Here is a 24,855-nt window from a genome sequence, read left to right as displayed (position 1 = left end):
GGCCGGCAGTCGCCGGCCGGGGCGGACCCGTTCACGCATGTGGACCGGGAAACCCTGTTGTGGACGGGGCCCGCCGGAGGCTAGTAAGTCCCCATGATCCAGGGAGAACTGGCCGGGCTGCGCGCCCGGCACGCGGATGACGTGGCCGTGCTCCACGCCGAGCTGTACGAGGACGTCCTGACGCGTTCGCGCGGCGACACCCGGCCGTGGCGGCCGGTGGGCGCGGCGAGCGGGCACTCGCCGTACGAGCCGCGCGAGCCCTCCGACGACGTCGCCGTCTTCTCCGTCGTGGAGCGGGCCACCGGCGAACTGGCGGGCGAGGCCCTGCTCTGGGCCGTCGACCCGCACAACCGCTCCGCGCACCTGGGCATCTCCCTGCGCCCCGGCAGCCGCGGGCGCGGGCTGGGCGCGGAGGTCGTGCGGCTGCTGTGCCGCTACGGGTTCTCCGTGCGCGGGCTGCACCGGCTCCAGGTGGACACCCTCGCCGACAACGCCGCCATGATCCGTGCGGCGAGCGCGGCCGGGTTCACCCTGGAGGGGACCCTGCGCGGGGCGGCCTGGGTGTGCGGGGAGTTCCTGGACGAGGTCGTGATGGGCCTGCGCGCCGAGGAGTCTGCCTCTCATACTCCTCCGAAGCTGACGACGCTCTACTCTGTGTATAATAGTGTTTCGGTGGTCATAGCGTTAGGGAAACGCCCGGTTTACATTCCGAACCCGGAAGCTAAGCCTTTCAGCGCCGATGGTACTGCAGGGGGGACCCTGTGGGAGAGTAGGACGCCGCCGAACAACCCGCCCTTTTAGCTCAGTCGGTAGAGCGTCTCCATGGTAAGGAGAAGGTCAACGGTTCGATTCCGTTAAAGGGCTCATCAAAAAGGCCCCCGCCTCTTGGCGGGGGCCTTTTTTTGCGTTACAGGACCTTCTTGTCAAGTCCCGAGTTCTCGGGTCGTGACCAGGGCTGCCGCTCGGGGCGCAATGGAAGCACGGATGACGGCTTCATCCGCTGTCCGAGCCCCCTGACCAGTGGAAGGACCTCTCATGAGCACCGACAGGATCCAACGCCTCGTCCGCCTGGTCGTGAAGGCCAGGGACGACTCCGCGTACTCGGGGGACCGGGAGACCGAACGTGACGCCTTCCCCTCCCCCTGCCCGGCCGACAGCGATGTGATCGTCGACGAGGGCTGTGGGCCCCGGGGCGAGATGGCGGCCCCGTCGTTCATGATCCTTGTGGTGCGGCCCCGGCGGTAGCCGGTCAAGCGGTCAGGGCACCGTGGGGTGCTCAGTCGCCGTGGCGCTGTTCGGGAATGCGGAAAGCCAGGATGGCCATGTCGTCCGAGGCCGGTTCGGCGGCGAAGCGTTCCACGGCGCGCAGGACGCGGGAGGCGACGGCGCCGGCGGTGAGGCCCGTACAAGTGGTCAGGACCTCGGCGAGGCCGTCGTCGCCGAGCATGCGGGTGCCCTCCCGGCGTTCGGTGACTCCGTCCGTGACGCAGAGCAGGACGTCGCCCGGGTCCAGGGTGAGCGTCTGTTCGTACAGGTCCAGGTCCTCGATCACGCCGAGGAGCGGCTGCGGGTCAGCGGCCGGGAGCACCTCGCCGTTCGGGCGCAGGCGCAAGGGGAGCGGGTGGCCCGCGCAGACGACCTTCATGTGGGCGCTGCCGTCGGACTGGGGGTGGAGCTCTCCGTAGAGGAGGGTGAGGAAGCGGCTGCGGGCGCCCTCGTCGAGGATCGCCGCGTTGAGGCGCTCCAGCACGGCCGGGCCGCCGAGGCCCTCGCGGGCCAGGAGGCGCAGGGCGTGGCGGGCCAGGCCGGTGACGGCGGCCGCCTCGGGTCCCGTACCGCAGACGTCGCCGATGGCGAAGCCGTAGACGCCGGGGCGGATCGGGAAGACGTCGTAGAAGTCGCCGCCCACCTCGTTGCCCTCGCCGGCGGCCCGGTAGATGACCTCGACCTCGATGCCGGGGATGGCGGGGGAGCCGGGCGGCAGCAGGCTGCGCTGCAGCGAGCGGCTGATGGCGGTGCGCTCGGAGTAGAGCCGGGCGTTGTCCAGGGCGAGGGCGGCGCGGCGGGAGAGGTCCTCGGCGAGTTCGAGGATCTCCTGGCGGAAGTGCTCCTCGGACGGTTTGCCCAGGGTCAGCATGCCGATGACGCGGTTGCGGGCGAGGAGGGGGAGGACCACCGTCTCGTCGCCTGCCGCGAGGGTCGCCGCGGGCCAGGGGGTGGCGCCGGATTCGCGGACCGGTTCGGGCGGGCTGACGTGGGACAGCAGGTCCTTGAGGCCGTCGATGCGGTCCTCGTCCTCGTGCAGGACGTAGGAGAGGTACGGGTCGGAGGACTGGTCGGCGATGGTGTAGACGGCGCACCAGGTGGCGAGGGTGGGGACGGTCATCTGGGCCATGAGGGCCAGGGTCTGGTCCCGGTCGAGGGTGCCGGCGAGCAGGTCGGAGGCTTCGACGAGGAAGGAGAGGGAGCCGCGGCGCAGCCGTTCGAGCTCGCCGAGCCGGGCGGACTCGACGGCGAGGGCGATGCGGTCGGCGGCGAACTGGAGGCGCAGGGCCTCGTCGTTGGAGTAGCGGCCGGGGGCCTCGGTGGCGACGCCGAGGGACCCGGTGAGGCGGCCCTCGACCTTGAGGGGCACGGTCACGGCGGAGCGCATGCCGGTGTTCTCCAGGAGCGGGACGGCTCCGGGGACGACGGCGAGGTCGTCGTGGACGGCGGGCATGCGGGCGCTGCCGTACCGGTTGGTGCCGGCCTCGACGGGGACCCGGGCGAAGCGCTGGCGGGTGGAGGGCAGGCCGGTGGTGGCGCGGACCTCGAGCTCGGTCTCGTCGTCGGTGGCGAGGAGGAGGAAGGCGGCGTCGGCGTCGAGGAGGTCGCGGGCGCGTTCCACGGTGCGCTGGAGCAGTCCGTCGAGGTCGTCGGGGGCGGGCGAGCCGATGAAGATCTCGAAGGGGTCCGCGGGGCGGGACTCGGCGAGGTGGCCGCCGTCGACGGGGACGCGTACGGGGCTCATGAGCAGGGCGCGCTCGTCGTCGTGGACGAGGAGGCAGACGATGGACGGCTCGCCGTGGGCATCGCGGACCCGCAGGTGGGAGGCGTAGACGGGGATGACGCGGCCGTCGGCGCCGCGGATGCCGTAGCTGCCCTCCCAGCGGGACAGGCGCAGGGCCTCGGCGATGCCGGTTCCGGTGCCGGGGGTCTGCGGCCAGGCGGCGAGCTCGGCGAGGGGGCGGCCGACGGCCTTCTCGGCGGGGTGGCCGAAGACGATCTCGGCGTCCTCGTTCCAGCCGGAGATGGTGTCGGTGGCGTCGATCTGCACGACGGCGACGCGGACCCGGCTGTCGGCGAGGGGGAGCAGCTGGTCGGGGACGACGGGGCCCGCGGAGCGGGTACCGACCGGACGGTCCGGCATGTCGAGGCGGAACCACACGTGTTTGTGGGTGCCGGTGTACTCGACGCCCCAGCGCGTGGCGAGCGCGGCGCAGAGCATGAGCCCGCGGCCGCTCTCGCGGTCGGGATCGGCGTACGGGCGCTCGCCGGGGTGGTGCAGGGGCAGCTCGCGCTCCGGGTACCGGTCGGCGACCTCGACCCGTACGCCGTCCTCGGTGCGCAGGCACAGGACCTCGGCGCGGGTGCCGGCGTGGACCACGGCGTTGGTGACGAGCTCACTGGTGAGGACCACGGCGTCGTCGACGATGTCCGCGAAACCCCAGCCCTGGAGGGTGTCGCGGACGAATGCGCGGGCAGAGGCGACCGAACGCCCTTGTGGATCGAAACTGGCAGCCGCCCGTGCCGTGATCACTAGTCTCCTTCGACGCGGTGGACATCGGATGCCAGGTTACTTACCTTCGCGGTCGCCATGGTGCCGTCGTCCGGGAATCCACCCGCAGGGTGCGGCCGGTGTGCGATGGTGCCGGAGTGTTATGGCCGGGTTCGGTCGGGGTGAAACACTGGGCAGGCTTGGAGCCGGGTACTGATGAGCAAAGTGCCCGGTGGAACGGCGGTCGACCCTTTCGGGAGGGACACGGTGGAGTCTGGCGCGGCGGTGCGGCGTACGGGAACGCGCCCGAAGGGCGGACGGTCCCGGCGGGAAGGGACGACGGAGGTCGATACCGCGGCCCTGAACAGGCTGCTCACGGCCTTGGTGTCGATGCGGGACGGGAACTTCCGCAAGCGGCTGACGGTGTCCGGCGAAGGCGTGATGGCGGAGATCGCCGCCGTCTACAACGAGGTCGCCGACCGCAATCTCCACCTGACCGGCGAGCTGTCCCGGGTCCGGCGGATGGTGGGCCGCGAGGGAAAGCTGAGCGAACGGCTGGAAACGGGTGCCTGTGAGGGCTCCTGGGCGGCCGCGATCGACGCCTCGAACCAGCTGGTCGACGATCTGGCGCGGCCGGTGTCCGAGGTGGGCCGGGTGCTGTCGGCGGTCGCCGAGGGCGATCTCGACCAGCGCATGGACCTGCGGACCCAGGCCGCGGAGGGTGCCGGGCACCCGCTGCGCGGGGAGTTCCTGAAGGTCGGGCGGACGGTCAACAATCTGGTCGACCAGCTCTCCGCGTTCACCGACGAGGTGACGCGGGTGGCGCTGGAGGTGGGCACCGAGGGCAAGCTCGGCGGCCAGGCCCAGGTGCGTGGAATGTCCGGATCCTGGAAGGATCTGACCGACTCCGTCAACACGATGGCGTACCGGCTCACCGCTCAGGTGCGTGACATCGCTCTCGTCACGACGGCGGTGGCGAAGGGCGATCTGTCGCGCAAGGTCACCGTGCACGTGGCCGGCGAGATGCTCCAGCTGAAGAACACCGTCAACACGATGGTGGACCAGCTGTCCTCGTTCTCGTCCGAGGTCACCCGGGTGGCCCGCGAGGTGGGTACGGAGGGTGAGCTCGGCGGCCAGGCGAAGGTGCCCGGGGTCGCGGGCGTGTGGAAGGACCTGACGGACTCCGTCAACACGATGGCGGGCAACCTGACGGCTCAGGTGCGCGGGATCGCCCAGGTCACGACGGCCGTCGCCAACGGCGACCTGTCGCAGAAGGTGCGGGTCAGCGCTCGCGGCGAGGTCGCGCAGCTGGCCGAAACGATCAACCAGATGACCGAGACGCTGCGGACCTTCGCGGACGAGGTCACGCGCGTGGCCAGCGAGGTCGGGGCCAAGGGAACCCTCGGTGGTCAGGCGCAGGTGCCGGGCGCGGCGGGGACGTGGAAGGACCTCACCGACTCGGTGAACACGGTCTTCCGCAACCTCACGACGCAGGTGCGGGACATCGCGACCGTGACGACGGCGGTGGCCAACGGGGACCTCTCGCAGAAGGTCACCGTCGATGTGGCCGGCGAGATGCTGGAGCTGAAGAACACCGTCAACACGATGGTGGACCAGCTCCAGTCCTTCGGTGCCGAGGTGACGCGGGTGGCCCGCGAGGTCGGCGTCGAGGGCGAGCTGGGCGGCCAGGCGCAGGTGCCGGGCGCGGCCGGGACGTGGAAGGACCTCACCGACTCGGTGAACACCGCCTTCCGCAACCTCACCGGGCAGGTCCGCAACATCGCGCAGGTGACGACGGCGGTGGCCAACGGCGACCTGTCGCAGAAGGTCACCGTGGACGTCTCCGGCGAGATGCTCCAGCTGAAGAACACCGTGAACACGATGGTGGACCAGCTGTCCTCGTTCGCCGACCAGGTCACGCGGATGGCCCGGGACGTGGGTACGGAGGGCCGGCTCGGCGGCCAGGCCCGGGTGGAGGGGGTGTCCGGCACCTGGAAGGAACTCACCGACTCCGTCAACTTCATGGCCGGGAACCTGACCTCCCAGGTGCGCCAGATCGCCCAGGTGACCACGGCGGTGGCCCGCGGCGACCTGTCGCAGAAGATCGACGTGGACGCGCGCGGCGAGATCCTGGAGCTGAAGAACACCATCAACACGATGGTCGACCAGCTCTCCGCCTTCGCGGAGCAGGTGACCCGGGTGGCCCGGGACGTGGGTACGGAGGGCCGGCTCGGCGGCCAGGCGCAGGTGCCCGGTGTGGCCGGCGTGTGGCGGGACCTGACGGACTCGGTGAACGGCATGGCCGGGAACCTGACCTCGCAGGTGCGCAACATCGCGCAGGTCGCCACCGCGGTGGCCCGCGGCGACCTGTCGCAGAAGATCGAGGTCGATGCCCGGGGCGAGATCCTGGAGCTGAAGAACACCCTCAACACGATGGTGGACCAGCTCTCGAACTTCGCGGAGCAGGTGACGCGGGTGGCCCGGGAGGTGGGCACCGAGGGCATCCTGGGCGGCCAGGCCGAGGTCAAGGGGGTCTCCGGCACTTGGAAGGACCTCACCCAGTCCGTCAACTTCATGGCGAACAACCTGACGTCGCAGGTGCGCAACATCGCCGAGGTGACCACCGCGGTCGCCATGGGCGACCTCTCCAAGAAGATCACGGTCGACGCGAAGGGCGAGATCCTCGAACTGGTCACCACCGTGAACACGATGGTCGACCAGCTGTCCTCGTTCGCCGAGCAGGTGACGCGGGTGGCCCGCGAGGTGGGCACCGAGGGGATCCTCGGCGGCCAGGCCCGGGTGCGCGGGGTGACCGGCATCTGGAAGGACCTCAGCGACAACGTCAACACCATGGCCGGCAATCTGACGGCCCAGGTGCGCGGGATCGCCCAGGTCTCGACGGCGGTGGCCAACGGAGACCTGACCAAGACGGTCACGGTCGAGGCCCGGGGCGAGGTCGCGCAGCTGGCCGACACCGTCAACACGATGGTCAAGACCCTGTCGTCCTTCGCCGACGAGGTCACGCGCGTGGCCCGCGAGGTGGGTACGGAGGGCCGGCTGGGCGGTCAGGCACACGTTCCCGGGGTGTCCGGGACGTGGAAGGACCTCACCGACTCGGTGAACTTCATGGCCTCCAACCTCACCGGCCAGGTCCGGCAGATCGCCATGGTCACGACCGCCATCGCCAAGGGCGACATGACCAAGAAGATCGACATCGACGCGCGCGGCGAGATCCTGGAGCTCAAGACCACGATCAACACGATGGTCGACCAGCTGTCGTCCTTCGCCGACCAGGTGACGCGGGTGGCCCGCGAGGTGGGCACCGAGGGGATCCTCGGCGGCCAGGCCCGGGTCCGGGACGTCGACGGGACCTGGCGGGACCTGACCGAGTCGGTCAACGAGATGGCCGGCAACCTCACCCGCCAGGTGCGCGCCATCGCGGCCGTCGCCACGGCGGTGACGCGCGGCGACCTCAACCTCAAGATCGACGTGGACGCGGCCGGCGAGATCCAGGTCCTCCAGGACAACCTGAACACGATGATCGCCAACCTGCGCGACACCACCTTGGCCAACAAGGAGCAGGACTGGCTCAAGGGCAACCTCGCCCGGATCTCCGCCCTGATGCAGGGCCGCCGCGAGCTGGACGACGTCGCCTCGCTGATCATGAGCGAGCTGACCCCGGTGGTCTCCGCGCAGCACGGGGCGTTCTTCCTGGCGCTGCCGGCCGGCGGTACCACCGAGATCGGGACGGAGGGGGGCGCGGATGGCTCGTACGAGCTGCGGATGCGCGGGAGTTACGCGTACGCCGGCGGCCAGATGCCCATGTCCTTCCGGCCGGGGGAGGGGCTGATCGGGACGGTCGCCGAAGAGAAGCGGACGATCCTGATCGAGAACACCCCGCCCGGCTACCTGAAGATCTCCTCGGGGCTCGGCGAGGCCCCGCCGGCGCACGTGATCGTGCTGCCGGTGCTCTTCGAGGGGAAGGTGCTCGGCGTCATCGAGCTGGCCTCCTTCCAGCCCTTCACGCAGATCCAGAAGGACTTCCTCAGCCAGATCGCCGAGATGATCGGCACGAGCGTCAACACCATTTCCGTCAACTCCAAGACGGAGATGCTGCTCAAGCAGTCGCAGGAGATGACCGAGCAGCTGCGCGAGCGCTCCGACGAGCTGGAGAACCGGCAGAAGGCCCTCCAGGCGGCCAACGCCGAACTGGAGGAGAAGGCCGAGCTGCTGGCCCAGCAGAACCGGGACATCGAGGTGAAGAACACCGAGATCGAGGAGGCCCGGCAGGTCCTGGAGGAGCGCGCCGAGCAGCTCGCGGTCTCGATGCGCTACAAGTCCGAGTTCCTGGCGAACATGTCGCACGAGCTGCGGACCCCGCTCAACTCCCTGCTGATCCTGGCGAAGCTGCTCGCGGACAACGCGGACGAGAACCTCTCGCCGAAGCAGGTGGAATTCGCCGAGACCATCCACGGGGCCGGCTCGGACCTGCTCCAGCTGATCAACGACATCCTCGACCTGTCGAAGGTCGAGGCCGGGAAGATGGACGTCTCGCCGACCAGGATCGCGCTGGTCCAGCTCGTCGACTACGTGGAGGCCACCTTCCGGCCGCTCACCGCGGAGAAGGGGCTCGACTTCTCGGTACGGGTCTCCCCGGAGCTCCCGGCGACCCTGCACACCGACGAACAGCGGCTGCTGCAGGTGCTGCGCAACCTGCTGTCGAACGCGGTGAAGTTCACCGACACCGGGGCGGTGGAGCTGGTGATCCGGCCCGCCGGGGCGGACGTGCCCATCGCGATCCGCGAGCAGCTGCTGGAGGCGGGTTCGCTCCGCGAGGCGGACGCCGACCTGATCGCCTTCTCGGTGACCGACACCGGGATCGGGATCGCGGCGAGCAAGATGCTGGTGATCTTCGAGGCCTTCAAGCAGGCCGACGGCACCACCAGCCGCAAGTACGGCGGAACGGGCCTCGGCCTGTCCATCAGCCGGGAGATCGCCCGGCTGCTGGGCGGGGAGATCCACGCGGCGAGCGAGCCCGGACGCGGGTCCACCTTCACGCTGTACCTGCCGCTGCACCCGAGCGAGCTGCCCCCGCAGGGGTACGCGCCCCCGACGCCGGGCGGAGCCCGCGCGGAGCTGTACCGCAGGCCGGCGGCCGAGGAGGCGCGGCCCGCGCTGCCGGCGGCCCCGGCCGAGCAGGGCCCCGTACCGCCCGTGCAGCCGGTTGCGCTGCCGCGCGGCGGGGAACCGGCGGGGCAGGGGTCTTCGGCGCTGTTCCGGCGCCGGCGCAAGGCCTTGAGCGAGCCGCAGCTGCGGGCTGAGGTGCCGGGGCAGGGCGACGCGGAGGCGTGGGCCGTCGAGGAGCCGCTGCCGGTGGCGCCTCGGACGTACGACTTCCACGGCGAGCGGGTGCTGATCGTGGACGACGACGTGCGCAACGTCTTCGCGCTGACCAGCGTGCTGGAGCAGCACGGCCTGGCGGTGCTGTACGCGGAGAACGGGCGGGAGGGCATCGAGGTCCTGGAGCAGCACGACGACGTGGCGCTCGTGCTGATGGACATCATGATGCCGGAGATGGACGGGTACGCGACGACCTCGGCGATCCGGCGGATGCCGCAGTTCGAGGGGCTGCCGATCATCGCGCTGACGGCGAAGGCCATGAAGGGCGACCGGGAGAAGGCGATCGAGTCCGGAGCCTCCGACTATGTGACCAAGCCGGTGGAACCCGACTATCTACTGTCGGTCATGGAAGGGCACATGCGGTGACGCGGATTTCGATGTGATCGTCGCGCAGTTCCAGGTGCAGGGTGCAGGGCCCGCTGGTGTGGCGGATCGCGTTCGTGACGAGTTCGGCGACGACCAGGAGCACCGCATCGGCGCTTCCGGGCCGAGTGGGGGGCCTCGCGATTGCGGCGGGGTGGAGGAAGCGGCGGGTGGCGTCGCGTGCTGATGTTGTGGACTTGCCGGTGCGTGGCACGGGCTGATCAAGGCAGGGGGCGGGGGCGGGGGCCACGGTTTCTCCCTCCACATGGTGGGCCTCTATGACACCTGCCCGTTCTATGGCTAATTACCCCACTCCGTCACGCCGTGGAGATCCTGCCGCCCCAGGGTGTGGGGGCCGTGCCAGTCCAGGCACAGGACGGTGGCGTCGTCTTTCGGCGGCTCGCCGCTGTAGGCATCGGTGACCGCGGCGACCAGGGTGCGTACGACTTCACGCGGGTGCTCGGCGGCGGTCTTGCGGAGAAGCGCGGGTAGGTCGACGGTTGCCGCTTGGCGTTCTTGCATGCCGTCGGTGTGGAGCAGGAGGCGGTCGCCCGGACGCAGGTCGAGGTTTTGGACGCGGTACGGGCCCTGATGGGGGACACCGAAGGGCATGTCCACGGCCAGGCCCAGCTCGTCGACCGCACCGTCGCGTAGCCGTAGCGGCCAGGGGTGGCCCGCGTTGACGAGCCGGGCGCCCGTTCCGTCGAGGGCGATGCGCAGTAGTTGGCCGGTGGCGAAGGTCCGGTTGCCGTGGTCGAGGAGGGCCTGGCGGGCTTGCTCGACGAGGTCGCATCCGGCGCGGCGGGCGCCGCGGGAGGCGTTGACCAGCAGGGTGGCCATGAGGGAGGCGTTGACGTCGTGGCCCATGGCGTCGGTGATGGACAGGTGCAGGGTGTCGTTGTCGAGGCTGTAGTCGTAGGTGTCTCCGGCGATGTCGGAGGCGGGGTCCGCCGTGGTCATCTGCCCGAAGGAACGGCTCGTCGGGGACGTGTCCCGTGGCGAGCTGGGAAGCGAAGCGGGTGAGGCCGTTCACTCCGTCGGCCAGGTGGACGGTTCCCGCCCCGGCCACACCTCACGCGGGCGGGCAGGACCAGCAGTCGATCTTCCGTTCCCTTCGTTCGGCGCCCCGGCAGCCGCACTGGACCCGCGAAGGAGGACCCTCGGGGAAATGATCAAGGGCTCGGGGCGTTTGGAAATCTCCGCACGGCGCAGACGCTCGCTCACACCGGTTTTATCCAACGAGGTAGGAGACGCATCATGGGCATTCTGGCCTGGATTCTCATAGGGCTGCTCGCGGGCCTCATCGCCAAGGCACTGATGCCGGGCAGGGATCCGGGTGGCATCATCATCACCGTCCTCATCGGCATCGCGGGCGGTCTGCTCGGCGGCTGGCTCGGCAAGGTCATCTTCGGCGTCGACTCCATCGACGGCTTCTTCGACCTCTCCACCTGGATCGCCGCCATCGCCGGCTCCCTCATCCTCCTCGCGGTCTACCGGCTGGTCACCGGCAACAGGCGCCACGCCTGACCGACGCGTCCCCTTCGCACGGAAACGGCTCCCCCCTCTCCCGAGGGCGGAGCCGTTCCGCATCTCCCCGAACACGCCGCGCCCCGGCGTGCCGACTTGAGTTCGAGTCCCACTCTGGAATCCGCGGTCTCGGGTCACTGGCGGGGATCGTGGCGCCCGCCGAGCCATGTGGGGCGCCGGTGGCCTGTGGTCCGGGCCGCGGTGGTGGGATGGTCGCCGAGGGCGGTTTGCGCGCGGGCGGCGTCGCGTTGCTCGATGAGGTCCTCGCGTTCGCGGTCCACGACCGCGCTCTCCCTCTTCGAGGTGAGGGAATCGCCGTGGCGTGCGAGGCGGTTGCGGCGAGAGGCCCGGCGGGCCGCCGCCAGGACGAGGGCCAGGCCCAGGACGGCGGCCGCGCCGACGGCGATGCCGTAGAGGAAGAGGGCGCCGGTGGAGCTGGTGACGTGGTAGCCGAAGACGGAGAAGTCGTTGGTGAGCTCGTGAGCACCGCCGAGATTCGCCATGACTCCAGCCACGGCGAGGATCAGCGCGGCGATCAGGATGATGAGGCCGAGGATGAGGATCATGGAGCGCTCCCTGCTCCGCACTGCCGCGTGCGAATGACGCGTGCGAATGAGCTTCGGCCGGCGGAAGTCCGCCGATCCAGACGGCGCCTACCCGAAGGTGGCGCGACCAAGCGATACCGGCCCCGGAGGCTCCTGGGTGGGCGGCGGAGGGTGGCCCGGTTCTCGCGAGGAGGGTGACGAGGCCCGGCTCACCGGCTCCTCGAGGTCCAGTCCAGGCGGTAGTGCCGTTGTTGCCCGACCCCAGCGGAAGCCGAGCGGGTCCTCGACGACATGCCCCTCTCTTCGCTCAGGCACAACTGCGCCGGCCCGGCCCGCAACGGACTGATCGGTCCCGCTGCTCTGCCTAGTGCTGTGACGGAAAGGTCCACCGGGTCGCGGCGCCCGGCACGGCACCTCGCCGCGTTGTCGGACCACGGCGGTACGTCCAGTACGAGCCGCGGCCCTCCGCCCGGGGGCCCCTCCCAGCGGTAGCTGGGGGAGAGGCACCGCACCGATCACCGCGGCCCGGCAAACCTTCCCGGTCACAGCACTGGGTAATGAGGCCTGTCGCATTATTGACCCGTGACCTGTGTTCACGCCTCGTAGACGGTCGGATTCGGGTGTGAAGTCGTGGCGAATGGCCAGAGATGGCCGGAGCATGTTCCCGCCTGCATCGATAAGAAGCAGGTAAGTTTTGCGTGCATGGCCTGGGCGTGATCGGGCAGACGGTGCCTCGGAGGTTGATAACAATGGTTCCCCTGCTTCTTGTTCTTCTGCTGGTTCTGGTTCTCGCTGGTGCGGGTTTCGCGATCAAGATTCTCTGGTGGGTCGCGATCGCGGTCCTCGTGCTGTGGCTGATCGGATTTGTTGCCCGCCCGAAGGGCGGCAGCGGCCGGTGGTATCGCTGGTAGCTGATCTGTGGGACCGCAGATCAGGTGTGGTGTGACGGTGGCCTGCCACCCTCCGGCCAGCCGGAGGGTGGCAGGCCACCGCCATGTCCCGTGTGCGGATTCCCCGGCGGTTTTGCGTTACCGGGTGAAAATGGATATCGAGGGTAGTCGAGGTGGTGCCGGGGTGGTCGCCGTGAAGCGGCAGGGAACCTGCTCACCTCCAACGATCGACGGCCGCCCCGGTCTCGGATCTGGCCCGAGAGGTGTGCGGGAGAAAAAGCGGGGCAGGCGGAGGTCGGGGCGGGATGCGAGTTCCGTCGAGTACACAGTGTCGAGTACGCGGTACGGAAAAGGTGGACAGGCGGGGAAAAACATTTCCCTTCCGTCTCCCATTGACCGGAGGAGTTGTTTTTCGCATGACTGAGAATTTCTGGGGTTACCGCGAGACCGCCGGCCGTCTGGCTGGTGCGGATCTGGCGGGATACAAGGTCGAGGCGACGGACGGTTCCATCGGCAAGGTCGACAAGCACTCGGATGAGGTGGGCTCGTCCTACATCGTGGTCGACACCGGTCCGTGGATCTTCGGCAAGGAAGTCCTGCTGCCCGCGGGCACGATCAGCCGGATCGACGCGAACGACGAGAAGATCTACGTGGACCGGACGAAGGGGCAGATCAAGAACGCTCCCGAGTTCGACAAGGACAAGCACCTCGGTGACGCGGACTACCACCGCGAGGTCGGCGGCTACTACGACGGCCCGCACCGTCTGTGACCCGTGCGGAGCCGGATGAGCGAGGCGGGGGCGGCAACCACTCGGTTGCCGCCCCCGCCGTCGTCTCCCGCGCAGCCGTCCCGATGGGCTTCTTCCCATGGGGGCCGCCGGACCCGTCCTCGCCCTGCGGCTGTTCCGGCTGTTCGTATCCGCCTCTCACCTGTCGGTGATTGCATGAAAACCAGCACATGCAATCGCGCACCGCGGCAGAGGGGTGCAAAATGGGGTGCATGGGAGCAGCGAATGGTCGCCGGCCGGAGTGGACTTTCCTGACCAGCCACGCGCGCGTGCTGCTGGCGATTTCCCGGGATCCGGGCGTCCGGCTTCGAGATGTCGCGCTGACCTGCGGTATCACCGAGCGCACCGCGCAGGCGATCGTCGCGGATCTTGAAGCGGCCGAGTACCTGACTCGCGAAGTGCGTGCCGACGATGCCCGCCGAAATCACTATGCCGTGGCCTCCGGGTCCTTGTTCCGGCACCCGGCTGAAGCCGGCCATGAGATCGCCGGGCTTCTCGCGCTCCTCGCTGATTCGCCCGCCCAGGTGAAGGCCGACGACTGAGCTGCGTGCTCCGCTTGGGCCGCGCCTGCCCGGCTCTGCTTTCAGGACTCGGGTGTGAGGACGCTTTGGGGGGTCATGCGTCGGCGCACGAGGTCTTCGGCGATGTCGATGGTGCGTTGGCGATGGCCGGCCGCGTAGGAGTGCAGGTGGCGTGCGGCCTCGGCGGGGCTGATCTCGGCGGTGGCGGCCAGCATGCCGAGGGCGATGTCCAGGACGGCTTTGGTCGAGAGCGCTGCCTGGGTGCGGGTGACGATGTCGTAGGGCCGCAGGGGTTCTCGGCTCCAGGTCAGGACGGAGGTCGTCGCCGTGTGGGCGAGGGCCTGGAGGAGGCGGGCATCTCCCGGGGAGAGCGGGGTGGGGGAGTGGGCGAGGAGGTTGAGGGCGCCGATGTTTTGACCGCGCAGTTGCAGGGGGAAGCTGTGGGCCGCCTCGAATCCGGCGGCGCGTGCCAGCGGGGTGAAGGCGGGCCAGCGACCGCCGGCATCGGCCAGATCGTCGGCTTGGATGGGGTGGCCGGTGCGGTAAGCGTCGATGCAGGGGCCTTCGGAGACTTGGATCTGGAACACTTCGGTGAGCTCGACGCGGTCCTCGGTGACGGCCACCGATTGCAGGCGGCCGCGGGCGTTGGCGAGCATGACGCCTGCGGCGTCCATGGCGGTGAGGCTGACGCAGTGGTCGACCAGGCGTCGCAGGAGCGTGAGGGGGTCCACGTCGTCGGCGACGGTATCGGTGAGGCTGACGAACGCCTCGGTGATCTCCAGTTCGCGGTTCATGTCCGTCCTCACCGTCTTCTCTGCTCAGTCCGGCCGTGCGGGTTCAATTTAGTCATCGAACCTGACCCTTCCGGCAAGGACGTCACGGGCTGCTTCGGTGATGCTCTGTCCTTGGGTGAAGGCGTGGGCTCGCAGGCGTGCCAGGGCTTGGGGAATGTCCCGGTCGATATGGACCATGATCATGCCGGTGGCCTGGTGGACCTCGTCATGGTCGAGTTCGGCAGCGTCCAGCCATGTCGCCCCGTCGCCGGGGGGTTCTTGGGCCTGGAGGGCGAGCAGTGCGGTGGTGATCGCGTCTGCCGCGGGGAAGGCGAAGGAGCGGTCCCGCTCGGAGAGGGGGCCGGGGCGGTCGCGGTAGAGATCGAGGGTCCCCACCGCGAGGCCGGGCAGTCCGAGGGGGAGTGAGAACACCGCCCGCACACCGAGGGCGACGGCTTGCTGGGCGAAGATGGGCCAGCGGCGCGCGTCCGTGCCTCCGGTCAGATCCGCGGCCAGTACCGGCGCGGCCAGTGCCCGGGCGATGCGGCCCGGGCCGTCGCCGAGCGTGTACTGGGCTTCGGCGAGTTGGCCGGCGACCGGGTCGCTGGACCACCACAGGGTGTGGTCGTCGCTGTCCCCGCCCAGGGACACCGAGGCACCGGTGACGTCCAGCAGGTCCACGCACGCCCGGCACAGCGCGGCCGGCGTATCGATGCCGGGGGTTCCGGCGAGGGAATCCGCCAAGGCCTGCGAGAGCCACTTGAGGTCATCCTGGCCGAATGGCGGACCGCCGCCGTCGGGGAAGGCGGAGGGGTCCCCCACGACAGTTCACCTCCGCACCTGTATCCGGATCGCATTGTCCCCCAGCGGCTACCCCCTTGGAGCCTTCCGACACTGACCCGGCGCGTCAAGAACAGGGATGGGCCTCGTGGCGGGCCTCCCCGACACCCGCGGCTCGGTGGACCAGGGCCCGAATGCCCAGGATCCGGAGCAGTTCTCGCGCCAGGGAGGGTTCGTCGTCCGGGGCTCCGCGGGGGCGGCCGTTCGCGAGGTGGGCAGCCGGCCGCGGACCGGGGGAGCTGGTACGGGGCATCCCCGTGGGTCGCCGGGGAGGGCTGAGGACGACCAGGGTGATCTCCCGCTCGACCGCCCATGCGTCGACCGCGGCCAGGGCGTCCGCGGGGAACGGGTACGGAGCGTGGTCCAAGTCCAGGACCAGGGAACCCGCGCTGCCTTCCACGGCCTCGAGCGCGCGCAAGAGGTTGTTCAGAGAGGCCCCGTTGTCGGCGGAGCCCCTCCCCGCGCACAGCGTCAGCACAGCCACGGACCCGTAGAGGTGCACCTGTACCGCGTAGGGATTCACAGCGGGTTCCCTCCTCGTACGGGGTACCAGCTCTGAGAACGGGAGGGAGGCGGCTCGGCCGCTGCTCGCGGAACACGGTTCGTAGGCGGCGCGTGTTCATGCCCGCCGGTCACAGCCCATCCATCTCCTCCACCATCCCACAACGGCGACCCGGCGTGAACAGGGCCTCCTCGCTTACCGCAGGTCGCTCAGGTGTTGTTCCGCGGCGCTGATGGCCAGCCGGAGGCGGGGCTGCCCGAGCAGGACGCACGGGGTGTAGGCGGCGTCGTCCATGGCGCGCAGTGCGCCGGGATCGCCTGGGGCCTGTGCCAGGCGGGCTCGGCATCCGTGGAGGCGCGAGAGCACTTCTTCGGTGCGCGTCAGGCTCGGCAGCAGGCCGGTTCCCCGGGCCGCCCCGGGCGATGCGGATCGCGCCACCAGCACCGTGCGGCGCAGCGCCCGTTCAACGTGGGCCGGGGCTGCTTCACCTCGGGCGCCGGAGACCACCGCGGCGGCGATCTCGGCCGCTGAGAGGTGAGCCATGTCGGCAGCGGCCTGCAGGATCTGTGTGGCCTCGCGGGCCGAGCAGGGAACCTTCGCCATCAGCATGCCGATCGCCCACGCCGTCACCGGCTTCGCCACCAGGGGCGGGCGGGCCACGGGGGTCGCGGAGTTCTGCGCGGAGGGAACGGGCGGGTCGGCAGGAGAGGCCACGGGGGGATCCATTCAGCGCGGGTGGAAGAGGAGCGGGGCGAATCCACGCAGCGGCTGCAGGGTTCCCCCGCCAGGGGGCACCGATGTGCGAACAGGCCGCGGACACCTCCGATCGGGCCCGGCACATCGGAGCGCCCCGGGAGAGGTCTCCTTGACGAACGTGCGCCTTTCCGTGCGGCGAAACGGCTCACAGCGGCGGCTGTGGGCGCATTGAGGCGCAGGTTTGGGCCAGGGCTGTCGCGGACTTCTCCCAGCCTTGTGCATCGGCGATCCCGATGGCCCTGCGCAGCGCTGCCCGGTAGGTGAGGACTGCCCGTAGTTCCCGCGTCCGGCGTAGCCGTACGTAGCGGGAGAGGACGGGGAAGGCCCGGTGGGCACGGGTGACGGCGTCGGTGAGGCGGAGCGGGGCCGGCTGCCATCCGGTGGTCAGCAGCGCGGCGCCGTGCTCGTTGGCGCGTTGCTCCAGCGCGGCGAGGAACCGGAGGCCGCTCAGGTCCATGAACGGGACGTCCCGCAGGTCTACGACGATCGCCACCGTATGCGGAGCGACCACCGCCAGGAGGTCGGGACGGCACAGGAGGTCGAGTTCCCCGTGCAGGGTGACCAGGAGGGTGTCCCCGATGAGCTGAAGGTCCGCTCTGAAGTCCGTGGGTGTGCCCGCCCGCCCCGTGTCCGGCTCCGCGTTCTGGTCGGCAGCGGGCCGGCACACCGTACGGGAACGGCCCTGGGCAGGCCGGCTGCCGGGTCGGAAGAGGGCGGCGGTCTCCGTGAGCTCGAGCAGGCGGGCGGTGCGGCGGCTCGCGGCCCGGATCGTCAGCGGCCGGCCTTCGCCCTCAGCTTGGTGGCGGGCGCGCAAGAGCTCGTTCAGCCCGGAACAGTCGCAGAACGTGACCGCCGACATGTCCAGCGTGACCGCCCCCTCGTACGAACACAGGACCGTCGTGAGCACGCTCCGCAGGTGGAGGGAGTTGCAGAGGTCGATCTCTCCCCGGATGGTGACGATCACCCCGTCGACGCAGGGGTCCACGCCCAGGTACAGGCCCGGGGCCGCTGTCTGCTGCGGCGTGGGCGAGACGGGTGTGCAGGGGGGAGTCATGGGTTCTCCCGGCCGAGCCGAAGGAGGTATGCCCCGATGAGGCATACGTGACTGATTACAGGAAATCCTCATCGCATACTTGTGTCAAGGTGATCCGGTCCCACCGCCTGCGAGCAGGTTCTGGTGCTCCTCGCGACCCCGCTGGTCTTCCGTGTGCGCGGCTGCCGGCGGTGGCGTGCTCATGGCGAGGCGGATGGAGGGTGGAGAGCGAACAGGTCCCGGGTGCCGGTGGGCTGCAGCACCCGCGACGGCTGGTCGGGTACGCCGCGCAGCTCCGGGACGAGAACCAGCCCGCGCAGGTCGATTCCGGCAGTGGGCTCGGTGGCGGAAGGGCAGGTCTCGATGTCGACGTCGCCCGCTACGGCCACAACGGCCCGGCCGGTGTGCATGGTGACGTCGAAGTTCGGAGCGGGGCGCATGGTCTGATCCGCCGTTCGGATCGGAGCCCATTACGGTCGGCTCCCGGATTCGGGCGGAGAAGGCCGTCAAGCGCACGGCTGCAGAGGCCGTACAAAGCCGAGCGAGACCACCCGTACCCTCCGCCGGTCACCTGAGGTGACCGTGCGGCGACGCGGGGTCTCCCACCAGACCAGGCTGGTTCTCCTCGAGCGTGTCACGGTACTCGCCGGAATACCAGGCGGGACCCAGCCGTATGCGTGCTGCCTGGCCGGTACGGCCCACCGGGCCGGACACGAGTTCGTCACGCGGCTGATGCTCCCCAGTGGGGGCGGACGGCCAGAGGGGGTTCGTGAGAACGGTGGGGGCTGAGGAGGCATGGGTGAGGGCGACCACCGAGATATACACGGGGTAGAGCGTCGGGAGCGTAAGGTGGGTATAGGGGAGAGGGGCGGCGGGGGCACGGGGGACACCTCCGCGGGGGCAGCGGGACTGCGGGTCGGGGGACATTGCACATTCGGCTGATTCGTCAGAACAGTAGGTCCATACGATCAGCCTCTGTCCGTACCGCTCATCCGCCGCGCACCCGTTTCCCCCGTACGCGGTAACGTGACACCGATACCCGACCTTGAAGGACCACATGCCCGCCCAGCAGCCCGCAGTCTCGGTGATCATGCCGGTACTCAACGAGGAGCGCCATCTGCGCGACTCGGTCCGCCACATCCTCGGACAGGAGTACGGGGGTGAGATGGAGGTGGTGATCGCGCTCGGGCCGTCCACGGACCGTACCGACGAGATCGCCGCCGAGCTGGTCCGCGAGACAGCCTCCGACCGCGCCCGGGTCCACACCGTGCCCAATCCCACCGGCCGCACGCCCGCCGCCCTCAACGCGGCCATCGAAGCCTCCCGCCACCCGATCGTGGTGCGCGTGGACGGCCACGGCATGCTCTCCCCGAACTACATCGCCACCGCGGTCCGCCTCCTGGAGGAGACCGGGGCCCAGAACGTCGGCGGCATCATGCACGCCGAGGGCGAGAACCCCTGGGAGGACGCCGTCGCGGCCGCGATGACCTCGCGGATCGGCGTCGGCAACGCCGCCTTCCACACCGGCGGCAAGGCCGGCCCCGCCGACACCGTGTACCTCGGGGTGTTCCGCCGCGAGGCGCTGGAGAAGGCCGGCGGCTACAACGTGGAGTTCATCCGCGCCCAGGACTGGGAGCTGAACTTCCGCATCCGCGAGGCCGGCGGGCTCATCTGGTTCTCGCCCGAGCTGAAGGTCCAGTACCGCCCGAGGCCCTCCGTACGGGCGCTCGCCAAGCAGTACAAGGACTACGGGCGCTGGCGCCACGTGGTGGCCCGCTACCACTCGGGCTCCATCAACCTGCGCTACCTCGCGGCGCCGACGGCCGTCTGCGCGATCGCCGCCGGCGTGGTCGTCGGCGCGGCCGTCACCCCGTGGGCCTTCGTCCTGCCGGCCGGCTACCTCGTGGCGATCACCGCAGGATCCGTCCCGGCGGGCAAGGGCCTGTCGCTGAAGGCCCGGCTGCGGATCCCCGTCGCCCTGGCCACCATGCACGTGTGCTGGGGCTTCGGCTTCCTGACCAGTCCGCGCTCGCTCGCCGCCAAGGTGATCGCGAGCCGGCGTCCGTCGGCCCGCCGGGACCCCGCCGAGCTCTGAGCTCCGGGCGCGCGGCCCCGCGTACGCGAAAGGGGTGACCCGGTCCGGGCGGACCGGGTCACCCCTTTCGCATGACGTGCACCGCGCCGTCGGTCTCAGATCACCAGCGGTAGACCGAGTAGATGTCCATGCAGCCGGTGTCCGTGCCGTTGAGGACGTCGGCCGACTCCGGGACCGCGCCCGCTTCGGGCGCCGCCTGCTGCGGGTAGGCGTTGCCCTCGCGCCAGTCCGCGCCGACCACGAGGGTGATCTTGGCGGCGCCGGCGGCCTTCTGCACCGAGCCGGCCGGAATCCCGAGGGCCGCCGCCACGCTCTGCGCGTCGGCCGCCTGGGCGTCCGTGGCGTAGCGGACGACCGTGCTCTTCTCCGGGGTGAGCGTGCTGTCCGCCTTGGCCAGCGCGAACCCCTTGGAGACCAGCTGGCCCGTGATGGCCGTGGCCCGCTTGGGCACCGGAGCCGTCCCGGCGCCCGTGCCGTTGACCACCTGTACGGCGATCTTCGCCGGGTCGGCGGCCGGGGCCTTGGAGGGCTCGGGGACCGGCGCCGAGGGGGAACCGCCCGTGGCGGGCTGGCCGCTCTCGGCCGGGGCGGCCGGATCGCCGTTGGAGTCCATGGCGACGTCCTTGCGGAGCATCGTCCACATCTTCTCGGAGTCCTTGGGGTTCACGACCAGCCGGTCCTTGTCCCCGGGGGCTTCCAGCACTGGGATCGTGGCCATCGTGATGCGGTTGATCGGTACGTCCTTGAGCGCGAGGCCGAGGTCGAGGAGCTTCTTGACCGACCCGATCTCCTCCGACACCTTCAGCGCCTTCGTCGCCGCCTCCGCCAGGCCCGTGAGGCGGGGGATGTCGGTGAAGGCGTTCTGGCCCTTGAGCCCGCGCATCATCGAGTTCATGTACATGTGCTGCGCCTTGGCCCGGCCCATGTCGCTGCCGAAGGCGTGCCGGGTGCGCAGCCACTGGAGCGCCTGCTCGCCCTGGACCCGGGTGGTGCCCGCCTTCAGCTTGAGGCCGGAACCGCCCGTCCCCGACCCTGGCTTCGACTGGTCGAAGACGTTCTGGTTGACGCAGACGTCGACGCCGCCGATCGCGTCGGCCATGCTCACGACACCGGCGAAGTCGATCATCATCCAGTGGTCGATGTAGACGTTGGTCAGCTTCTCCCAGGTGGCCAGGGTGCAGCCGGGCCCCCCGTTCGCGAGGCTCTCGTTGATCATCGTCTTGGTGGCTTTGTACTTCTTGCCCGTCTCGGGATCGGTGCACTCCGGGATGTCCACGATGGTGTCGCGCGGCACGGAGGTGACCGAGGCGTTCTTCCGGTCGGCGGATATGTGGATCAGCATCTGCACGTCGGCCCGCGCGGGGTCGCCTATGTTGTCCCAGCCCCCGCCGAGTTTGGCGTTCGCCTCGTCGCGGACGTCGGAGCCGAGCATCAGGATGTTGATGGGCCGTCGGCCGGCGGAGTCGGCCTCGGTCTTGGCCACCCCGGTGTCGCCGCTCAGGCGCTGGCCGCTGCGGATGTTGGCGTTGAGGTGGCGGTAGTAGAGGTAGCCGGCCGCCGCCGTCCCGAGTATGAGCAGCGCCACTATGAGGGCGGCCCAGCGCAGTACGCGCCGCCGCCTGCTCCGTACCGGCCGCCTCGTACCGCCGCGGCGGCGCCGGCGGCCGCCCGACCGCTGCGGGGGCACGACGGCTCCCGCGCCCTGGCGGTCGCCGGGTATCGCCTCGCCGGACCGGACCGGCGTTCCCTCCCCTTGCACGCTGCTGTGCCTCACACGTACCCCCCTCAAGATCACTTCGTGTCCCCCATGGTGCCGGTCGGGCGCGATCCGTGACGCCATCGCGCGACCGTGGGCGCCTGGTCGGCGGCCCCGCGCGTCACTTGGCGCAGACTTCCTTGTCCGCCTCGACCCGCTGCACGCCCTCGGGCGTCTTCTGCGGGGCCGTCAGCGACACCCCCGCCCCCTTGAAGTCCGCGCCGAGCGTCAGCTTCATCGGCGTCTTCGGCGCGGCGTCGGCCGTCCCCATCTTCAGCGCCGTCGCCGGCAGCCCCATCATGTCCATCAGCGCCCGCGCCTGGTCGGCCTGGTTGGGCGCGTACTCCAGCTGCGTGGTCTCCACCTTGGCGGGCGCGTTGCCCAGGTTGCTGGACTTCCCCACGCCCTTGGTGTTCTGCAGCCAGTTCAGGGTGCCGGACGCCGAACCCGCCGGGCCGCCGCCGTTGTAGACGTCCACCCGGACGTCCTTGGCCGCCGCGCGGTTGCCCTGCGTCAGCGCGTCCAGCTTGGCCTTCGCATCGGCGTCGGCCGCGTCCTTCGCGGCCTGCTCCTTCTGCTCGACCTCCGTGAGGGAGACGTCCCCCCGGATCATCTGCAGCAGTGGCTCGGCCTGCGTCTGGTTGACCACCACGGTGGCCTTCTCGTTGGCCGGCTCCGCCGGATTGTCGAGCACCGGAAGCGTGGTGAAGGTGATGTTCTTGAGGTCGATGTCCTTCAACTCGCCCGCGAGCTCGGTGAGTTTGTCGATCGACCCTATGCCGGAGTCCACGCCCAGCGACTTGGTGGCCGCCTCGGCGAGGGAGAAGAACTTCTGCGGACTGGTCAGCGTCTGCTTCGACTTCATCTCGCGCATCATCGAACTCAGGAACTGCTGCTGGGTCTTGATGCGGTCGAGGTCGCTGCGCTGCCCGAAGGCGTGCCGGGTCCGGACGAAGGCCAGCGCCTGCTCGCCCTCCAGCCGGTGCTGGCCCGCCGACAGCTTGAGCTTGGAGTCCTTGTCGTCGACGGCCTTCTCCACGCAGACCGGCACGCCGCCGACCGCCGTGCTCAGGTTCTTCACCGCGTTGAAGTCGGCCATCATGAAGTGGTCGACCTGGACCCCGGTGAGCTCCTTGACCGTGCGCATCGTGCAGCCCGGGTCGCGGCCCGCCTGTCCGAGGCTGGTGTTGAAGCGGGCCCCGCGCTCGCCGGCGATGTTCTTCGTCGAACCGTCCGGCTGCTTGGTCGGGCAGGCCGGCACGTTGGTGATCAGGTCGCGCGGGATGGACAGCGCCGTGGCGTTGGAGCGGTCCTTCGAGACGTGGAAGAGGATCGTGGTGTCGGCGTGGCCGACGCTGCCCGCGTCCCCGTACCCCTCGTTGCCGGCGCCGCTGCGCTTGTCGGTGCCGATGACCAGGATGTTGATCGCCTGGTCCTTCTTGAAGCCGCCGCTCGTACCGGCGTCGCCGACATCGGTGACCGTGAGGTTGCCGTTCAGGTGGTCGTAGTAGAGGTACGCCGCCACCGAGCCGCCGACCAGCAGGAACGCCAGGGTTCCACCGGTCACGACCAGGATCTTCTTGCGGCGTCCGCCGCCGCCCTTGCGCGAGCGCCCGCCCCGGCGGCCGCCGGGAGGCCCCTCGCCGCGGCGCGGGCCGGGAACGGCCGGGGCCGGAGCGGCGGGAGATCCCGGAGCGGCCGGAGCCCTGCGCGGCACGGCACGGGGCGCGGCACGCTGCGCCGGTGCTTGCGCAACGGAATGATCCAGTCGCAGTTCGTAGTTGCCGGTGCGGGGGTTGAGCACCCACTGGTCTGCGGGGTCGATTTCCTCGGCCCGTCCACGGCTTTGCGCATCCACGGTTTGCTCGAATCCTCCGTCGGTGCTTCGCGACGCGCCTCCCCCGGGCGCACGGTCAACGATCCGGCTGCTGGCGCGCGGCCTCTGTGCTGGCCGGGCGCCGGATCGCTCACCTTATCCGGACAGCTTCGTCGCAAACCATGCTGGTGATGAATTCCACGCCCTTACAACGGGGCAATCGCCTCAACAAGCTCGGGTCGGTCACCGGCTTTTGGGATTGCTTTACCGGCAGTCGGCCACGCCCGCCGTGGTGCCCGTAAAGGTGGGGACGGGTGTGGGGCCGTCCGCGGTTCCCCGGGGCCGCGCGCCGTCCGCTCCGTCGTCGGCGGCGCCCGGCGCCGCCTGCTCGCTCTGCGGGGTGGGCTCGGGCGTCGGTGCGGGCGGCGCTATCGTCAGCGGCTCGTCCGCCCGCAGCCGCCGGAACAGCTGGTCCGCGTCCGGCTGCCGCAGCTCGTCCCGGTTCCGGTTGGCGGCGTACGGCCGGCGCGGCACCGTGAGGAATTTGACCTGGTCGGTCGGGATGTCGCGCACGCTCCGCGCGAGCTCGTACAGCCCCCGCAGGGAGGCCAGCCCCGGGTCCGTGGTCACCGAGGAGGTCGCCGCGTCCAGCAGCGGATACAGCCGCCCCGGATTGAGCAGCACCCCGTTGCTCTGCACCTTCTTCACGAGCGACCCGAGGAAGGCCTGCTGGCGCTCCATCCGCTCGGTGTCGCTGCCGTTGCCCAGGCTGTGGCGGGCCCGTACGAAGCCCAGCGCCTGCTCGCCCTGGAGCGTCTGCCGGCCGGCCGGCAGCTTCAGCTTGGCCTCCGCGTCGTCCACCGGCCGCCTGAGGCAGACCTCCACCCCGCCGATGGCGTCCACCATCTTCGTGAAGCCGCTGAAGTCCACCACCATGTGGTGGTCCACCCGGATCCCGGTCAGCGCCTCGACCGTACGGATCGTGCAGGCGGCCCCGCCCCATGCGAACGCCCAGTTGAACTGGGCGAACTGCTCCCTGGTGCGGCTGCCGTCCTGCTGCAGGCAGGCGGGTATCTCCGCCATCAGGTCCCGGGGTATCGACACCGCCGTCGCACTCTTGAGGTCCGCCGGCAGGTGCAGCAGGATCGTGGTGTCCGAGCGCTGCGTGCCCTCGTCCTGCCCGTAGCGGGCGTTGCCCGCGCCGGAGCGGGAGTCCGAGCCGATCAGCAGGATGTTCTGCGCCCCGCCCGCCAGGTGGACCGGGCGCTCCTTGTCGTAGCGCCGCAGCTCGGCGGCGGCCGAGGTGTCCTCGCTGATGTTCCCCTCGAGCTTGGAGTAGACCCACCAGCCGGCCCCCGCTCCCGCGAGGACCAGCAGGACCAGCCCGAGGCCGATCCAGCGCAGCAGGCGGCGCCGACGGCCCTTCGGAGGCTTCTGGGTGCCTCCGGCCGCTTCGGTGCCGCCCGGTATGCCCGCGCTGTCCCTCACTCGTG

19 protein-coding genes, 1 tRNA gene, 1 rRNA gene and 2 pseudogenes are annotated in these 24,855 nt (G+C 70.2%); 10 read left to right on the top strand and 13 right to left on the bottom strand.

The window, feature by feature from the left end; genetic code table 11:
* Positions 1–93: 93 nt before the first annotated feature.
* From DRB96_RS35025 to DRB96_RS35010, 4 genes and pseudogenes are all read left to right on the top strand, one after another.
* Positions 94–531 (top strand): annotated as a pseudogene (locus DRB96_RS35025) (GNAT family protein); the annotation flags it as partial.
* Between the two features lie 137 nt (positions 532–668).
* Positions 669–786, top strand: a 5S ribosomal RNA gene (gene rrf, locus DRB96_RS35020).
* 5 nt (positions 787–791) lie between these two features.
* Positions 792–864 (top strand) — tRNA-Thr (locus DRB96_RS35015).
* Positions 865–1,035: 171 nt separating this feature from the next.
* Positions 1,036–1,245 carry a hypothetical protein gene (locus tag DRB96_RS35010; RefSeq protein WP_112452047.1) on the top strand — a complete coding sequence of 70 codons (210 nt, stop codon included), beginning with the start codon at positions 1,036–1,038 and terminating at the stop codon, positions 1,243–1,245.
* Positions 1,246–1,276: 31 nt separating this feature from the next.
* Here DRB96_RS35010 and DRB96_RS35005 read toward each other — a convergent pair whose 3' ends face one another.
* Positions 1,277–3,799, bottom strand: coding sequence for a SpoIIE family protein phosphatase (locus DRB96_RS35005; RefSeq protein ID WP_112452046.1), 2,523 nt, complete (start codon positions 3,797–3,799; stop codon positions 1,277–1,279).
* 225 nt (positions 3,800–4,024) lie between these two features.
* Here DRB96_RS35005 and DRB96_RS35000 point away from each other — a divergent pair, with 225 nt between their 5' ends.
* Positions 4,025–9,523 carry a HAMP domain-containing protein gene (locus DRB96_RS35000; protein WP_204357896.1) on the top strand — a complete coding sequence of 1,833 codons (5,499 nt, stop codon included), beginning with the start codon at positions 4,025–4,027 and terminating at the stop codon, positions 9,521–9,523.
* Here DRB96_RS35000 and DRB96_RS34995 read toward each other — a convergent pair.
* Together DRB96_RS34995 and DRB96_RS34990 are read right to left on the bottom strand one after the other, a co-directional pair.
* Positions 9,501–9,734 carry an ATP-binding protein gene (locus DRB96_RS34995; RefSeq protein WP_239517799.1) on the bottom strand — a complete coding sequence of 78 codons (234 nt, stop codon included), beginning with the start codon at positions 9,732–9,734 and terminating at the stop codon, positions 9,501–9,503. The genes DRB96_RS35000 and DRB96_RS34995 overlap by 23 nt on opposite strands.
* Positions 9,735–9,820: 86 nt before the next feature.
* A pseudogene (locus DRB96_RS34990) lies at positions 9,821–10,465 on the bottom strand (PP2C family protein-serine/threonine phosphatase); the annotation flags it as partial.
* A gap of 312 nt (positions 10,466–10,777) precedes the next feature.
* Here DRB96_RS34990 and DRB96_RS34985 point away from each other — a divergent pair.
* A complete protein-coding gene (locus tag DRB96_RS34985) occupies positions 10,778–11,047 on the top strand; it encodes a GlsB/YeaQ/YmgE family stress response membrane protein (RefSeq protein ID WP_112452044.1) in 270 nt (89 codons plus the stop codon).
* 134 nt (positions 11,048–11,181) lie between these two features.
* On the opposite strand, the gene DRB96_RS34980 is transcribed toward DRB96_RS34985, so the two are convergent.
* A complete protein-coding gene (locus tag DRB96_RS34980; RefSeq protein WP_204357895.1) occupies positions 11,182–11,613 on the bottom strand; it encodes a hypothetical protein in 432 nt (143 codons plus the stop codon).
* 728 nt (positions 11,614–12,341) lie between these two features.
* On the opposite strand from DRB96_RS34980, the gene DRB96_RS34975 reads away from it, so the two are divergent.
* The 3 genes from DRB96_RS34975 (at position 12,342) to DRB96_RS34965 (ending at position 13,812) form a co-directional block, all read left to right on the top strand.
* The gene (locus DRB96_RS34975) at positions 12,342–12,503 is read left to right on the top strand and encodes a hydrophobic protein (protein WP_112454108.1); all 162 of its coding nucleotides are present in this window, start codon (positions 12,342–12,344) and stop codon (positions 12,501–12,503) included.
* Positions 12,504–12,898: 395 nt separating this feature from the next.
* On the top strand, positions 12,899–13,252 hold the full coding sequence (locus tag DRB96_RS34970; RefSeq protein ID WP_112452043.1) for a PRC-barrel domain-containing protein: 354 nt from the start codon (positions 12,899–12,901) through the stop codon (positions 13,250–13,252).
* 230 nt (positions 13,253–13,482) lie between these two features.
* Positions 13,483–13,812, top strand: coding sequence for a helix-turn-helix domain-containing protein (locus DRB96_RS34965; RefSeq protein ID WP_204357894.1), 330 nt, complete (start codon positions 13,483–13,485; stop codon positions 13,810–13,812).
* Between the two features lie 41 nt (positions 13,813–13,853).
* On the opposite strand, the gene DRB96_RS34960 is transcribed toward DRB96_RS34965, so the two are convergent.
* The 6 genes from DRB96_RS34960 to DRB96_RS34935 form a co-directional block, all read right to left on the bottom strand.
* On the bottom strand, positions 13,854–14,585 hold the full coding sequence (locus tag DRB96_RS34960) for a GAF and ANTAR domain-containing protein (RefSeq protein ID WP_112452042.1): 732 nt from the start codon (positions 14,583–14,585) through the stop codon (positions 13,854–13,856).
* Between the two features lie 48 nt (positions 14,586–14,633).
* Positions 14,634–15,386 (bottom strand): GAF and ANTAR domain-containing protein, encoded by a 753-nt coding sequence (locus DRB96_RS34955; protein WP_112452041.1) that lies wholly within the window; start codon positions 15,384–15,386, stop codon positions 14,634–14,636.
* A gap of 85 nt (positions 15,387–15,471) precedes the next feature.
* On the bottom strand, positions 15,472–15,927 hold the full coding sequence (locus tag DRB96_RS34950) for a hypothetical protein (protein ID WP_112452040.1): 456 nt from the start codon (positions 15,925–15,927) through the stop codon (positions 15,472–15,474).
* Between the two features lie 174 nt (positions 15,928–16,101).
* On the bottom strand, positions 16,102–16,620 hold the full coding sequence (locus DRB96_RS34945; RefSeq protein WP_112452039.1) for a DUF5133 domain-containing protein: 519 nt from the start codon (positions 16,618–16,620) through the stop codon (positions 16,102–16,104).
* A gap of 187 nt (positions 16,621–16,807) precedes the next feature.
* Entirely contained in the window at positions 16,808–17,716 is a 909-nt protein-coding gene (locus DRB96_RS34940) for an STAS domain-containing protein (protein WP_162688962.1), read from the bottom strand.
* A gap of 179 nt (positions 17,717–17,895) precedes the next feature.
* The gene (locus tag DRB96_RS34935) at positions 17,896–18,135 is read right to left on the bottom strand and encodes a hypothetical protein (protein WP_112452037.1); all 240 of its coding nucleotides are present in this window, start codon (positions 18,133–18,135) and stop codon (positions 17,896–17,898) included.
* A 617-nt stretch (positions 18,136–18,752) separates the two neighbouring features.
* On the opposite strand from DRB96_RS34935, the gene DRB96_RS34930 reads away from it, so the two are divergent.
* A complete protein-coding gene (locus DRB96_RS34930) occupies positions 18,753–19,790 on the top strand; it encodes a glycosyltransferase family 2 protein (protein ID WP_112452036.1) in 1,038 nt (345 codons plus the stop codon).
* A 100-nt stretch (positions 19,791–19,890) separates the two neighbouring features.
* Here the strand turns inward: DRB96_RS34930 and DRB96_RS34925 are convergent, their stop codons facing one another.
* The 3 genes from DRB96_RS34925 to DRB96_RS34915 all read right to left on the bottom strand — a co-directional run bounded on the left by DRB96_RS34925 (position 19,891) and on the right by DRB96_RS34915 (position 24,850).
* Positions 19,891–21,564 carry an LCP family protein gene (locus tag DRB96_RS34925; protein WP_343234654.1) on the bottom strand — a complete coding sequence of 558 codons (1,674 nt, stop codon included), beginning with the start codon at positions 21,562–21,564 and terminating at the stop codon, positions 19,891–19,893.
* 103 nt (positions 21,565–21,667) lie between these two features.
* Positions 21,668–23,404 (bottom strand): LCP family protein, encoded by a 1,737-nt coding sequence (locus DRB96_RS34920; protein WP_112452034.1) that lies wholly within the window; start codon positions 23,402–23,404, stop codon positions 21,668–21,670.
* Positions 23,405–23,626: 222 nt separating this feature from the next.
* Entirely contained in the window at positions 23,627–24,850 is a 1,224-nt protein-coding gene (locus DRB96_RS34915; protein WP_112452033.1) for an LCP family protein, read from the bottom strand.
* Positions 24,851–24,855: the final 5 nt, after the last annotated feature.

This window comes from Streptomyces sp. ICC1, from assembly GCF_003287935.1.
GTDB lineage: Bacteria > Actinomycetota > Actinomycetes > Streptomycetales > Streptomycetaceae > Streptomyces > Streptomyces tritrimontium.
The sequence above is the reverse complement of the archived record's forward strand: the minus strand, read 5'-3'. Positions and strand labels throughout refer to the sequence as shown.